Below are 11,930 nucleotides of genomic sequence, written 5' to 3'. Positions count from 1 at the left end.
CCGCACCACGCCGCTGCGCCCGGGGCGCGAGGCCGCGGTGCTGCGCCGCCTGCTGGCGCGGCACAGCGGCCCGCTGGCGCGTGAGCGCCTGGTGCGCATCTGGCGCGAGATCTTCATGGCGAGCACGGCGATCCAGGGGAATTTCTCGGTCGCGGTGCATGCGCCCTCGCCGCAATCGGGCCATGCGCGCCTCGCACGCGAGCATTTCGGGCCGATCGCCGCCATCCGCGTGCACCCCACCCCGGCCCGCGCACTGGCCGCGGTGACGGATGGCGAGGCCTCGGTCGCCGTGCTGCCCGCACCGGCCGAACAGGAAGCCGGCGCCGGCAGCGCCTGGTGGGCGCGGCTCGACGTGCCGAAGCTGCAGGTGGTGGCGCGGCTGCCCTTCATGGCCGAACCGCCGGGCGGGCCCGGCGCGCTGGTGGTCGCCCCGGTCGATCCCGACCCCTCGGGCGACGACCGCACGCTGCTGCTGCTGGAGGCCGAGGCCGGCGCGCCGCGCGCGCGCATCACAGCCGCGTTGGCCGAGGCGGGGCTGGTCGCGCCTTCGCTGATCGTCGCCCGCGTCGGCCAGGCGACGCTGGCGCTGGCCGAGATCGAAGGCTTCCTGCGCGCCGACGATGCGCGCCTTGCGTCGCTGCCCTGGGCGCGGCGCACCATCCTCGGCGCCTATGCCGCGCCGGTTGCCGGAGACGCCGCATGACCGTGATGCCTCGCCCGTCGATCCTGAGCGTCGAGCCCTATGTCGGCGGTGAATCCAAGATCCCCGGCGTGAACCGGATCGTGAAGCTGTCGTCCAACGAGGGCGCCTTCGGCCCGCCGCCCTCGGCCATCGCCGCGATCCAGGCGATGGCGACCGATGCGCACCGCTATCCCGATGGCGGGGCGAAGGCGCTGCGCGAGGCGATCGGCGCGCGCTTCGGCCTCGACCCCGCGCGCATCGTGGTCGGCAATGGGTCGGACGAACTCATCTCGCTGCTCATCCTCGCCTATGGCGGGGAGGGGACCGAGCTTGTGATGAGCGCGCACGGCTTCCTGATGTACGACATCACCGGCCGCTGGGCGGGCTGCCGCATCATCAAGGTGCCGGAGCGCGACCTGACCGCGGATATCGACGGCATGCTGGCCGCGGTCGGGCCGCGCACGCGCCTGGTGTTCCTGGCGAACCCCAACAACCCGACCGGCTCCATCCTGCCGCAGAGCGAGGTGGAGCGCCTGCGCGCGGGGCTGCGCGAGGACATCCTGCTGGTGCTGGACAGCGCCTATGCCGAATACGTCACGCGGCCGGACTACGATGCGGGTGCGAAGCTGGTGGATGCGAGCGGCACGATCGTCGATGGGCGCGCCTTCGGCACGACCGTGATGACGCGCACCTTCTCCAAGGTCTTCGGCCTTGGCGGGATGCGGCTCGGCTGGTGCTACGCGCCCGCACCGGTGATCGATGTGCTGTCGCGCGTGCGCGGGCCGTTCAACGTGAATGCCGCGGCCATGGCGGCGGGCATCGCCGCGGTGGGCGAGAAGGGCTGGGTAGAATGCGCGGTCGAGCACAACATCGCCTGGCGCGCCAAGGTGACTGCGGCGCTTGAAGCCGCCGGCATCAAGGTCTGGCCGAGCGAGGGCAATTTCGTCCTCGCCGATTTCGCCACGGCGGCGAAGGCGAAGGCGGCCGACGACGCGCTGAAGGCGCGCGGGCTGATCGTGCGCGCGATGGGCTCCTACGGCCTGCCCCAGTGCCTGCGCATCACCATCGGCACCGCCGAGGAATGCACCATGGTGACCGAGGCGCTGACCGCCTTCATGCATGGTTGAGCCGGTCTTCGAGCGCCTGTGCCTGGTCGGCATCGGGCTGATCGGGTCGTCCATCGCGCGCGTGGCGCGCAAGCGCGGCGACCTGGCGCGCACGGTGGTGGCGACCGCGCGACGGCCGGAGACGCTGGCGCGCGTGCGCGAGCTCGGCATCGTCGATGTGGTGGAGGATGACGTCGCGAAGGCCGTGCAGGGCTGCGACGCGGTGATCCTGTGCGTGCCGGTCGGCGCCTATGCCGGGGTAATGGCGCGGATCGCGCCGCATCTGTCGCCGGGTTGCGTCCTGTCGGATGTCGGTTCGACGAAGGGCAGCGTGGTGCGGGACCTCTCACCGCTGCTGCCCGCCGGCGTGCACCTGGTGCCGGCGCACCCGATGGCCGGTACCGAGCATTCCGGGCCGGACGCCGGCTTCGCGGAGCTGTTCGAAGGCCGCTACTGCATCGTGACGCCGCTGCCCGGCAGCGACGCCGCGGCGGTCGAGAAGGTGCGGGAGTTCTGGCGCCGCTGCGGCTCCATGATCGAGACGCTGGACCCCGCCACGCATGACCGCGTGGTGGCGGCGGTGTCGCATTTGCCGCACCTGATCGCCTTCACCATCTGCGGCACGGCGGACGACCTGGCGGAGGAGACGAAGGAGGCGGTGCTGAAGTTCGCCGCCTCGGGCTTCCGCGACTTCACGCGCATCGCGGCGAGCGACGTGGACATGTGGCGCGACGTGTTCCTCAACAACCGCGAGGCGCTGCTCGAGATGCTGGCGCGCTTCAGCGAGGACGCGCACGCGCTGGGGCGTGCTGTGCGCTATGGGCAGGCGGAGTTCATCGAGGATCGGATCAGGCGCGGGCGGAAGATCCGCAGGGAGCTGATTGAGCGGAAGCAGGCGTGAGGGCCAGGGCCGGGCAGGCCCTGCCGTGGGGCAGCTACGTGGAATGGCACGGATGACGATACCGCCGACGAGGCCCGAGAACGCGACCCTGCTGGTGGCGATCACCTTCCATCACGTCGCGCAGCGCATTCCCTACCTGCTCGACGTCGTGCGTGCCCTCAACGACTTCCCGGTCCGCGCGATGCGCATCGCCGTCATGGTCAATGCGGTCGAAGAGGCCGAGCTGGGGCGCGTGCGGGCGATCCTCGAGCCCGGCTTGTGTGCCGGCAAGTCGCTGGTGCTGCAGCGCTGCGCCGACATCGGCCATCCCTTCAACCTGACCTGGCAGCACAAGCGGCTGATCACCAATCTCTTCCTGACGCCGGAGGCCGGCTTCACGCATTTCATTTACCTCGAGGATGACATCCGCTTCGGCTTCGCGAACTTCGCGTACTTCGTGCGGTGGCGGCCGCTTCTCGCGGAGCACGGGCTCATCCCGTCCTTCGTGCGGGTGGAGTACGCGGCCGAGGCGAAGGAGATGCGCCTGACCGACCATGGCCAGACCTTGCGGCCCGGCAAGGGCAAGCCGGTACCAGCAACGGAGGCCATGGTGTTCATCCCCCCGCCTGCGCCCTACTGCGCGATGTTCGTCCTCGACCGCATCCTCGCGGAGGAATACGTCGCGACCCGCTCCTTCGATCTCGAGGCGAGCAAACAGGTCACCGGCTGGGACGTACGCGAACGCGCTGCCGCCGGGCTGTGCTGGGAGGCTCCGCCGCCCGGCTACCGCTCGCGCTACGTCGTCGCGATCAATCCAACGACAGGGCGTTACCTGCCCGAGGCCTGGGTGCCGCATCTGCCGAACAACTATGCGAACAAGCCGGGGACGTCATTCGGCAAGCTTTCGGTGTTGGCGCGCCAGCCTGGCGAGGCGACGTGACCGTCAGCTCCGCGGCGCCCCTGGCAGCGCGATGACCCCCGGCCCAGACGCCTACCGCCCGTTATACTCCGCCTTCAGCACCTCGCCGGCGAGATAGAGGCTGCCGCAGACCAGCACCCGCCCCGGAGGCCCCTCGCGGCCGATCCGCGTAAGCGCCCCCGCCACATCCGGCCCCGGCCGGGCCACGCCGCCGCTGGCCGCGACGATGTCCTCCACGCTCATCGCCAGATGCTGCCCCGGCTCCGCCACCGCGGTCAGCGTGGTGGCGAAGGGGATCAGCGGGCGGAGGAACTCGGCACTTGCCTTGCCCTTCTTCATGCCGACCACCAAGTGCAGCGGCCGGTCGCGCCAAGTGGCGCAATGCGCCGCCAAGGCCACGCCGGCCCCGGCATTGTGCCCGCCATCCAGCCACAGCTCGAACCCCGCCGGCAGCATCCCCGCCAGCGCACCGTTCAGCCGCTGCAGCCGAGCCGGCCATTCGGCAGACGCCACGCCGCGCGACACCGCCGCATCGGTCAGCCAGGACGGGTTCCACGCCCGCAGCGCGGCGATCGCGATCCCCGCATTCTCCGCCTGGTGCGGCCCCGGCAACCCCGGCGGCGGCAGGTCGATCGACCCGTGCGCATCGGCGTAGAGCAGCCCGCCCTGCACCGCATCGCAGCGCCAGTCGCGCCCGCGCATCAGCAGCGGCGCGGCGTTCTCTGCCGCCACGCGCTCGATCACCTCGCGCGCCTCGGGCAGGTGCAGCCCCGTCGCGCAGGGCACGCCGGGCTTGATGATGCCCGCCTTCTCCCCGGCGATTGCCCCCAGCGTGTCGCCGAGGAAATCCATGTGGTCCATCGACAGCGAGGTGATCGCCGTCGCTACCGGCCGGTCCACCACGTTGGTCGCATCGAGCCGCCCGCCGAGCCCGACCTCGAGCACCATCACATCCGCCGGCACGCGGGAGAACAGCAGCAGCGCCGCGGCGGTGGTGATCTCGAAGACCGTGATGGGCTCGCCGGCGTTCGCCGCCTCGGCCTCCTCCAGCGCGGCCGTCAGGTCGGCATCCGACACCAGCGTCCCGGCCAGCCGCACACGTTCATGGAAATGCACCAGATGCGGGGAGGTGAAGACATGCGCCCGCATCCCTGCAGCTTCGGTGATGGCGCGCAGGAACGCGCACGTCGAACCCTTCCCGTTGGTTCCGGCCACATGCACCACCGGCGGCAGGCGCCGTTCCGGGTGGCCCAGTGCCGCCAGCGCGCGATGCATCCGCCCGAGGCTGAGGTCGATCAGCTTCGGATGCAGCGCGTGCAGGCGCTCGACGATCGCCTCGGCGCGGGACATGCTCTCCTGGACCTTACGCCTGGGCGGGGGGCGAAGGCTCCTCGGGGGCGGACAGCACCGTCACCTCCTCGACGCTCACCTCGGGCTGGCGCAGCACCAGCGGCACGCGCAGCAGGCCGATGACGCGCGCCAGCGTCGCACGCATCTCCCCGCGCTTCACCACCATGTCGAGGATGCCGTGCTCCAGCAGGTATTCGGCGCGCTGGAAGCCCTCGGGCAACTTCTCGCGCACCGTCTGCTCGATCACGCGGGCGCCGGCGAAGCCGATCAGCGCATTGGGCTCGGCGATGTGGATGTCTCCCAGCATGGCGAAGGATGCGGTCACGCCACCCGTCGTCGGGTCGCACATCACCACGATGAAGGGCAGGCCGGCTTCCTTCACGAGCCGCGTCGCGATCACGGTGCGCGGCATCTGCATCAGGCTGACCGCGCCTTCCTGCATGCGCGCCCCGCCCGAGGCGGTGAAAACGATCAGCGGCGCATCCTGCAGCACCGCGAGCTTCGCCGCGGTGACGATCGCCTCGCCCACCCCCGCCCCCATCGACCCGCCCATGAAGGCGAATTCGAAGGCGGCGACGACGGCGCGCTGGCCCTCGATGGTGCCGTGCGCCACCGCCACCGCGTCGTCCATCGCGGACTTGGCCTGCGCTTCCTTCAGGCGGTCGGTGTAGCGGCGCTGGTCGCGGAAGCGCAGCGGGTCGGCCGGCGCCTTGGGCAGTTCGATGCGAGAGAAGCCCTCGTCCAGCGTGCATTCCAGCCGGCGCGTGGCGGAGATCCGCATGTGGTGGCCGCAATGCGGGCAGACGTTCAGCGCGGCATCGAGGTCGCGGCGGAAGATCATCTGCTCGCAGGCTGGGCACTTGTGCCAGAGGTTCTCCGGCACGTCCCGCTTGAACAGGCCCGAGATCTTCGGCAGGGCCCAGTCGCTGATCCAGTTCATCGTGCACGCCCTTCCGACGCTGGGCCGGGGTCAGGGGGCCGGCGTCGCGCCGCCATATAGGGCGTGCGGCGGGGCAGGGCTACCACCCGCACAGCAGAACGGCCGCCCCCCGAGGGGAGCGGCCGCCCATAAGCCCGGATCGGACCCGGCGATCACGCCAGGTCGAAGCGGTCCGCGTTCATCACCTTCACCCAGGCCGCCACGAAGTCGTTCACGAACTTTCCGGCATTGTCGGCCTGGGCATAGACCTCGGCCAGCGCGCGCAGCTGGGAGTTCGACCCGAACACCAGGTCCACCCGCGTGCCGGTCCACTTCACCGTGCCGGTGGCCCGGTCGCGGCCCTGGAATTCCTCGGCCGTTTCGTCGGTCGGCGACCAGGCGGTGCCCATGTCGAGCAGGTTCACGAAGAAGTCGTTCGTGAGCTGGCCCGGGCGGGTGGTCAGCACGCCGTGCGGGGAGCCGTTGGTGTTGCCCCCCAGCACGCGCATGCCGCCCACCAGCGCGGTCATCTCCGGCGCCGTCAGGCCCAGCAGCTGCGCCTTGTCGACCAGCTGCTCCTCGGCCGGGACCGTGAAGCGGGCCTTGCGGTAGTTGCGGAAGCCATCCGCCTCGGGCTCGAGCACGGCGAAGCTCGCCGCGTCGGTCTGCGCATCGGTCGCGTCCGTGCGGCCCGGGGCGAAGGGCACGGTCACGTAGTGGCCCGCCGCCTTCGCCGCCGCCTCGATCGCCGCGCAGCCGCCCAGCACGATGATGTCAGCGAGCGACACCTGCTTGCCCGCGGTGGCCGAGGCATTGAAGGCCTTCTGCACGCCGTCGAGCTTGCCCAGCACCGTCGCGAGCTGCGCCGGCTGGTTCACCTCCCAGTCCTTCTGGGGGGCGAGGCGGATGCGCGCGCCATTCGCACCGCCGCGCTTGTCGGAGTTGCGGAAGGTCGAGGCCGAGGCCCAGGCCGTCTGCACCAGCTGCGACACCGACAGGCCGGTCGCGAGGATCTGCGCCTTCAGCGCGGCGACATCACCCTCGTCGATCAGCGCATGCGTCACCGGCGGGACGGGGTCCTGCCAGATCAGATCCTCGGCCGGCACGTCCGGACCCAGGTAGCGGACCTTCGGCCCCATGTCGCGATGCGTCAGCTTGAACCAGGCGCGGGCGAAGGCGTCGGCGAACTGGTCGGGGTTCTTGTGGAACCGCTCGCTGATGGCGCGGTATGCGGGGTCCATCTTCATCGCCATGTCCGCCGTGGTCATCATCGGCGGGTGGCGCTTCGACGGATCATGCGCGTCCTCGACCAGCGTCCAGGCGGAGCGGTCCTTCGGATGCCACTGGTGGGCGCCGGCCGGGGACTTGTGCAGCTCCCACTCGTAGCCGAGCAGCATGTCGAAGTAGCCCATGTCCCACGTGGTGGGGTTCGGCTTCCAGGCGCCCTCGATGCCCGAGGTGATGGCATCGATGCCCTTGCCCGACTTGTAGGTGCTGAGCCAGCCGAGGCCCATCTGCTCCATCGGCGCGCCCTCGGGCTCGCGGCCGACCAGCGTCGCGTCGCCGGCGCCATGGGCCTTGCCGAAGGTGTGGCCGCCGGCGACCAGCGCGACCGTCTCCTCGTCGTTCATGGCCATGCGCGCGAAGGTCTCACGGATGTCGCGGCCGGAGGCGACCGGGTCCGGCGTGCCGTTCGGGCCTTCCGGGTTCACGTAGATCAGGCCCATCTGCACCGCGGCGAGCGGGTTCGCGAGCTCGCGGTCACCGCTGTAGCGCGTGTCGCCCAGCCAGGTGTCCTCCGCGCCCCAGTAGATGTCGTCCTCGGGCTCCCAGATGTCCACGCGCCCGCCGCCGAAGCCGAAGGGCTTGAGCCCCATGGATTCGATCGCGCAGTTGCCGGTCAGCACGAACAGGTCGGCCCAGGAGATGCGGTTGCCGTACTTCTGCTTGATCGGCCACAGCAGGCGCCGCGCCTTGTCGAGGTTGGCGTTGTCCGGCCAGGAATTCTCGGGCGCGAAGCGATGCGCGCCGTTGCCCGCGCCGCCGCGCCCATCCGCCGTGCGGTAGGTGCCGGCCGCGTGCCACGCCATGCGGATGAAGAAGGGCCCGTAATGCCCGTAGTCGGCCGGCCACCAATCCTGGCTGACCTTCATCAGCGCCATGATGTCGTTCTTCAGCGTCGCGAGGTCGAGCTTCTTGAATTCCTCGGCGTAGTTGAAGCCCTCGCCCATCGGGTTCGACTTGGCGGAATGCTGCGCGAGGATGCGCAGGTTCAGCGCATTCGGCCACCAGTCCTTGTTGGTGCGGGTGCTGAAGCGCGCCGCGACCGGCGTGCCGTGCATCACCGGGCACTTGCCAGCCGCACCCGAGGTTCCGTCCATCATTTTGTCTCTCCGTTCCTGGCTGCGTGGGCCGGCCCCGCCGGGATGGGCAGGGCGGCCGAATTCCGCGGAAGGCGTGCCGGCCAGGAAAGCTGCGCCGGCACGATGGCGGCTCGTTTCCCATGCCGGCGTCGATTACGGAAGCCCCAAGTTTTGAAGATTGTGATAGTCAGCGCCAATGGTGGCGGCCGGGCGGGGTCAGCGCGTGCGCATCTTGCGCCAGCGCAGGCATCGTCCCGCGCCGCAGCATGGATGCCCCGATGAACCTCCGCGACCTGCGCTACATGCTCGCCCTCGCCGAGCACCGTCATTTCGGCCGCGCCGCCGAGGCCTGCCGCGTGTCGCAGCCGACACTCTCGGTGCAGCTGAAGAAGCTCGAGGACTCGCTCGGCGCCGCGCTGTTCGAGCGCAGCAGCAAGCAGGTGGTGCCCACCCCCGTCTGCGAGGCCTTGCTGCCCCATGCCCGCATCGCACTGGCCGAGATCGAGTCGATGGCCGCCCTCGCGCGCGCCATGGCCGACCCGCTGCACGGCACGCTGCGCATCGGCGTCATCCCGACGCTCGGCCCCTATTTGCTGCCGCTGGTCTTCGCGCCGCTGCGCGCCGCGCTGCCCGACCTCGCCGTCGAACCCTGGGAAGACGTGACCGCCACGCTGATCGAGAAGCTGCGCGCGCATGAGCTCGATGCCGCACTGCTGGCCACCGAGCCCGACACCGCCGACCTGTCCAGCCGTGCGCTGTTCACCGAGCCTTTCATCGCCGCCCTGCCGCCCGACCACCCGCTGGCTGCGCGCGACCGCATCGCGGAATCCGACCTCGCCGCCGACGTGTTGGTGCTGGCCGATGGCCATTGCCTGCGCGACCAGGCGCTGGCGGCCTGCGGCCTGGCCGGGCCGCTCGGCGGCGCGCTGCGCGCCTCGAGCCTCGCGACGCTGATCAACATGGTGGCCGCCGGCTACGGGACCACGCTGGTCCCGGGCCTTGCCGCGGGCGCGGCGCAGGATGCCGGGATCGCGCTGCGCCCGCTGGCCGCCCGCGCCTCGCGCACCATCCGCATCGCCTGGCGCAGCGCCTTCCCGCGCCGCGCCGCGATCGAGGCGGTGGCACAGGTCATCGCCGAGCGTCTTGCCCCCTATGCGGCCGCGGCGGAACGGGAGGCGGCGGGGCTGGACCGCGGCGCCGCGCGGGGCCATGTGGTCCGTCAGCGATGAGCCTGACCCTGACCCCCGCCACGGACCTGCCGCCCGAGGCGCAGCGCGAACTGGCCGCCGCCTTCGAGGCGCTGGAGAACCCCTCGCTGGCCGCGCGCCTCGCCGCGCTGGCCGGCATGCCGGTCGAGGCTCTGCGCGCGCGCCTGCCGGTGGCGGTCCAGGGCGGTCTGGACGGGGCGGTGCGCGCGGCGCTGCAGCTCGCGATCGCCACGGCGATGCGCTCCGGCCCGGCGGTCTCGCCGCTGCCGGTGCCCTCGGCCTGGTTCCATCGCGGCATGGCGGCAGCGTCGGGGGCCATCGGCGGCGCCTTCGGCCTGGCCGGCACGCTGGTGGAGCTGCCGGTCTCGACCACCATCCTGCTGCGCCAGGTGGCCGCCGTGGCCGGCGAGGAGGGCGAGGATCTCTCGGCGCCCGAAGCAGCCGCGGAATGCCTGAAGGTGTTCGCGCTGGGCGGCACCACGCCGGCCGACGACGCGGCCGAGAGCGGCTATTTCGCCGTGCGCATCGCGCTGGCCGAGGCGCTGAAGGGCGCGGTGGGGCGCACCATCGTGCCGGGCTTCATGGCGGCGGTGGCCTCGCGCTTCGTCGGGCCGATGGGTCTCAAGATCTCGGCGCAGGCCGCGCCCATCCTGGGGGCGGCGGCCGGCGCCGCGGTCAACATCGCCTTCCTGGAACACTTCCGCGGCGTGGCGCGCGGGCATTTCACCCTGCGCCGGCTGGAACGCAGCCATGGCGCAGCGGCGGTGCGCGCGGCCTGGGACGGCCTGGCGGATACGCGCGACGCGCCTTTCCTCGCGAACTGACCCGGCCGCCGCGCTTGCCTTCGCGCCGGCAGGCGACTACGCCGCGCTCCTGGCCACGCCGAAGTGCCGCACATGCCCGACGCCCTGCCCGACATCCGCTACGTCGCGAAGAACATGCGCCTCGACCTCCGCCTCATCGCGGAGATGATCCCGCACGGGGCGAAGCTGCTCGACATCGGCTGCGGCGACGGCGCGCTGATCGAGCACCTCACGCGCGAGAAGCAGGCCGATGCGCGCGGCATCGAGATCGACATGGCGGAGGTGACCAAGGCGGTCTCCTCCGGGCTCGCGGTGATCCATGGCGATGCCGACCACGACCTGGCCTTCTATCCCGATGGCGGCTTCGACTACGTGGTGCTGTCGCGCACGCTCCAGGCCGTCGAGAAGCCGCGCGAGGTGCTGCGCCAGATGCTGCGCATCGGTGCGCATGCCATCGTGTCCTTCCCCAATTTCGGCCATTGGCAGATGCGCTGGCGGCTGCTGACGCGCGGTCGCATGCCGGACACCAACACCTGGAACCGCCCCTGGTACGAGACGCCCAACATCCATCCCTGCACCATCCTCGACTTCATGTCGCTGTGCGAGATGGAGGGCTATCGCGTCGAGAAATGGCTTGCGGTCGATGAGCGTGGCCTGAAGGCGCCCTGGCGCCGCTCGGTGCGGCTGGCCAACCTGTTCGGTGAGCAGGCGCTGTTCCAGTTGCGCCGCGTGGCCTGAGTGCTGTCCCAGGCGCACTGGGCCTTTTGCCACGCCTTCGCGGTCGAGGTCCGCTGCCGCCGCACCCGGCAAGGTCAGTTCAGCGGCGCCGCCACCGGCAGGCAGCGGCGCGGCCCGGGTTCCACGGTCGGTGCAGCCTGCTGCCCGGTGATCAGCGCGGCTGCGAGCGCGGCATGGTGCGCGGCTTCCGCGTCGCCCAGCCGACGGCATTCCGCCTCGACATAGGTCAGCATCATGATGATGGCACTACGGTCGGTGCCTTCCGCATCGGCCTGGGATTCGAACGTCACATCATCCATCCGCGTCTTTCGGTGGTGGCGGCCCGCCCTGTCACAGTCAGGACAGCGACGTCCCATCTTTAACGCTGCGCTGGCGGCAACCGACAGGGCTGTCACGGACGCGGAGCGATGATTGACGCCGTTTTCACGCCCCTCTCGCGCTCGGAGCGAAAAGCGGCGTGCATCGCTTGCTTCGCGTTAATTCGTTTCGGTGTCGCCCGCACCTGGGTGCGGGGCAGGGCGGCGGGATCCGAAAGCGGCGATCCCCGTCCGGAACGGATCTTCGCGCGCGACCAGGCCCGTGCGGCTGTGCGCGCATGGACAGGAGGAAACATGCTCATGCATGAATCCGACTGTTTTTTCACTTTGCGGACACGTCCATGATATGAGGCGCGTCACCGCAGGGCGCATGTCCCACGCGGTCCGATCACCACGCGCGCGACGTCGGCCAGGCGATCGGCGCCACACGCAGCAGCGGCAGGCGCGCCAGCGACACCGTGCCATTCGCCAGGGACACGGGCAGCTCGACGCGCGGCGGTCCGCCTTCGGCCGGGGTGCGCGCCAGCAGCGCCACGACGGCCTGCGCGGCGCCCACGGCGGAACCGTCGATCAACCCGGCCCGCGCCATCGACTCCAGCGCCGCGGGCGCGCCGGCCAGGCGCAGCGTGCCGCGGCCCTGCGGCT

Annotated in this window: 12 protein-coding genes; 7 read left to right on the top strand and 5 right to left on the bottom strand. The window is 71.1% G+C overall.

The window, feature by feature from the left end; all coding sequences use genetic code 11:
• From HW578_RS15715 to HW578_RS15700, 4 genes are all read left to right on the top strand, one after another.
• On the top strand, positions 1-703 hold a 703-nt coding region (locus tag HW578_RS15715; protein WP_198371495.1), incomplete at its 5' end, for a chorismate mutase.
• Entirely contained in the window at positions 700-1,809 is a 1,110-nt protein-coding gene (gene hisC, locus HW578_RS15710; protein WP_198371494.1) for a histidinol-phosphate transaminase, read from the top strand. The genes HW578_RS15715 and hisC, both read left to right, overlap by 4 nt.
• Positions 1,802-2,689, top strand: coding sequence for a prephenate/arogenate dehydrogenase family protein (locus tag HW578_RS15705; RefSeq protein WP_198371493.1), 888 nt, complete (start codon positions 1,802-1,804; stop codon positions 2,687-2,689). Before hisC ends, HW578_RS15705 begins: the two co-directional genes overlap by 8 nt.
• A gap of 94 nt (positions 2,690-2,783) precedes the next feature.
• Positions 2,784-3,608, top strand: a complete 825-nt coding sequence (locus HW578_RS15700) for a hypothetical protein (RefSeq protein WP_198371492.1) — start codon at positions 2,784-2,786, stop codon at positions 3,606-3,608.
• A 51-nt stretch (positions 3,609-3,659) separates the two neighbouring features.
• Here the strand turns inward: HW578_RS15700 and HW578_RS15695 are convergent, their stop codons facing one another.
• The 3 genes from HW578_RS15695 to katG form a co-directional block, all read right to left on the bottom strand.
• Positions 3,660-4,937: a bifunctional folylpolyglutamate synthase/dihydrofolate synthase gene (locus HW578_RS15695; protein ID WP_198371491.1), complete on the bottom strand. Its 1,278-nt coding sequence runs from the start codon at positions 4,935-4,937 to the stop codon at positions 3,660-3,662.
• A 13-nt stretch (positions 4,938-4,950) separates the two neighbouring features.
• Positions 4,951-5,877: an acetyl-CoA carboxylase, carboxyltransferase subunit beta gene (accD, locus tag HW578_RS15690; RefSeq protein WP_198371490.1), complete on the bottom strand. Its 927-nt coding sequence runs from the start codon at positions 5,875-5,877 to the stop codon at positions 4,951-4,953.
• Positions 5,878-6,029: 152 nt separating this feature from the next.
• Positions 6,030-8,237: a catalase/peroxidase HPI gene (katG, locus tag HW578_RS15685; protein WP_198371497.1), complete on the bottom strand. Its 2,208-nt coding sequence runs from the start codon at positions 8,235-8,237 to the stop codon at positions 6,030-6,032.
• A gap of 260 nt (positions 8,238-8,497) precedes the next feature.
• Between katG and HW578_RS15680 the strand changes: the two genes are divergently transcribed.
• The 3 genes from HW578_RS15680 to metW all read left to right on the top strand — a co-directional run bounded on the left by HW578_RS15680 (position 8,498) and on the right by metW (position 10,968).
• Positions 8,498-9,448 (top strand): LysR substrate-binding domain-containing protein, encoded by a 951-nt coding sequence (locus tag HW578_RS15680; protein ID WP_198371489.1) that lies wholly within the window; start codon positions 8,498-8,500, stop codon positions 9,446-9,448.
• A complete protein-coding gene (locus HW578_RS15675; protein WP_198371488.1) occupies positions 9,445-10,251 on the top strand; it encodes an EcsC family protein in 807 nt (268 codons plus the stop codon). The genes HW578_RS15680 and HW578_RS15675 overlap by 4 nt, the downstream gene beginning before the upstream one ends.
• 114 nt (positions 10,252-10,365) lie before the next feature.
• Complete coding sequence (metW, locus tag HW578_RS15670) at positions 10,366-10,968, top strand: methionine biosynthesis protein MetW (RefSeq protein ID WP_198371496.1); 603 nt, start codon at positions 10,366-10,368, stop codon at positions 10,966-10,968.
• Positions 10,969-11,042: 74 nt separating this feature from the next.
• On the opposite strand, the gene HW578_RS15665 is transcribed toward metW, so the two are convergent.
• Both HW578_RS15665 and HW578_RS15660 read right to left on the bottom strand, forming a co-directional pair.
• A complete protein-coding gene (locus tag HW578_RS15665) occupies positions 11,043-11,267 on the bottom strand; it encodes a hypothetical protein (RefSeq protein ID WP_232479003.1) in 225 nt (74 codons plus the stop codon).
• Between the two features lie 406 nt (positions 11,268-11,673).
• Positions 11,674-11,930: DUF2125 domain-containing protein (locus HW578_RS15660; RefSeq protein ID WP_198371486.1), on the bottom strand; the 257-nt coding region annotated here is incomplete at its 5' end.

This window comes from Roseomonas rosulenta (genome assembly GCF_016106005.1).
GTDB classification, from domain to species: Bacteria; Pseudomonadota; Alphaproteobacteria; order Acetobacterales; family Acetobacteraceae; genus Neoroseomonas; species Neoroseomonas rosulenta.
This window is presented reverse-complemented; position numbering and strand designations above follow the sequence as displayed.

Excerpts from the sequence above, each read along its gene's own strand:
- HW578_RS15665 (WP_232479003.1), bottom strand. The coding sequence starts at position 11,267 with ATGGATGATGTGACGTTCGAATCCCAGGCCGATGCGGAAGGCACCGAC.
- HW578_RS15705 (WP_198371493.1), top strand. The coding sequence starts at position 1,802 with ATGGTTGAGCCGGTCTTCGAGCGCCTGTGCCTGGTCGGCATCGGGCTG.
- hisC (WP_198371494.1), top strand. The coding sequence starts at position 700 with ATGACCGTGATGCCTCGCCCGTCGATCCTGAGCGTCGAGCCCTATGTC.
- HW578_RS15680 (WP_198371489.1), top strand. The coding sequence starts at position 8,498 with ATGAACCTCCGCGACCTGCGCTACATGCTCGCCCTCGCCGAGCACCGT.
- HW578_RS15675 (WP_198371488.1), top strand. The coding sequence starts at position 9,445 with ATGAGCCTGACCCTGACCCCCGCCACGGACCTGCCGCCCGAGGCGCAG.
- accD (WP_198371490.1), bottom strand. The coding sequence starts at position 5,877 with ATGAACTGGATCAGCGACTGGGCCCTGCCGAAGATCTCGGGCCTGTTC.
- katG (WP_198371497.1), bottom strand. The coding sequence starts at position 8,237 with ATGGACGGAACCTCGGGTGCGGCTGGCAAGTGCCCGGTGATGCACGGC.
- metW (WP_198371496.1), top strand. The coding sequence starts at position 10,366 with ATGCGCCTCGACCTCCGCCTCATCGCGGAGATGATCCCGCACGGGGCG.
- HW578_RS15695 (WP_198371491.1), bottom strand. The coding sequence starts at position 4,937 with ATGTCCCGCGCCGAGGCGATCGTCGAGCGCCTGCACGCGCTGCATCCG.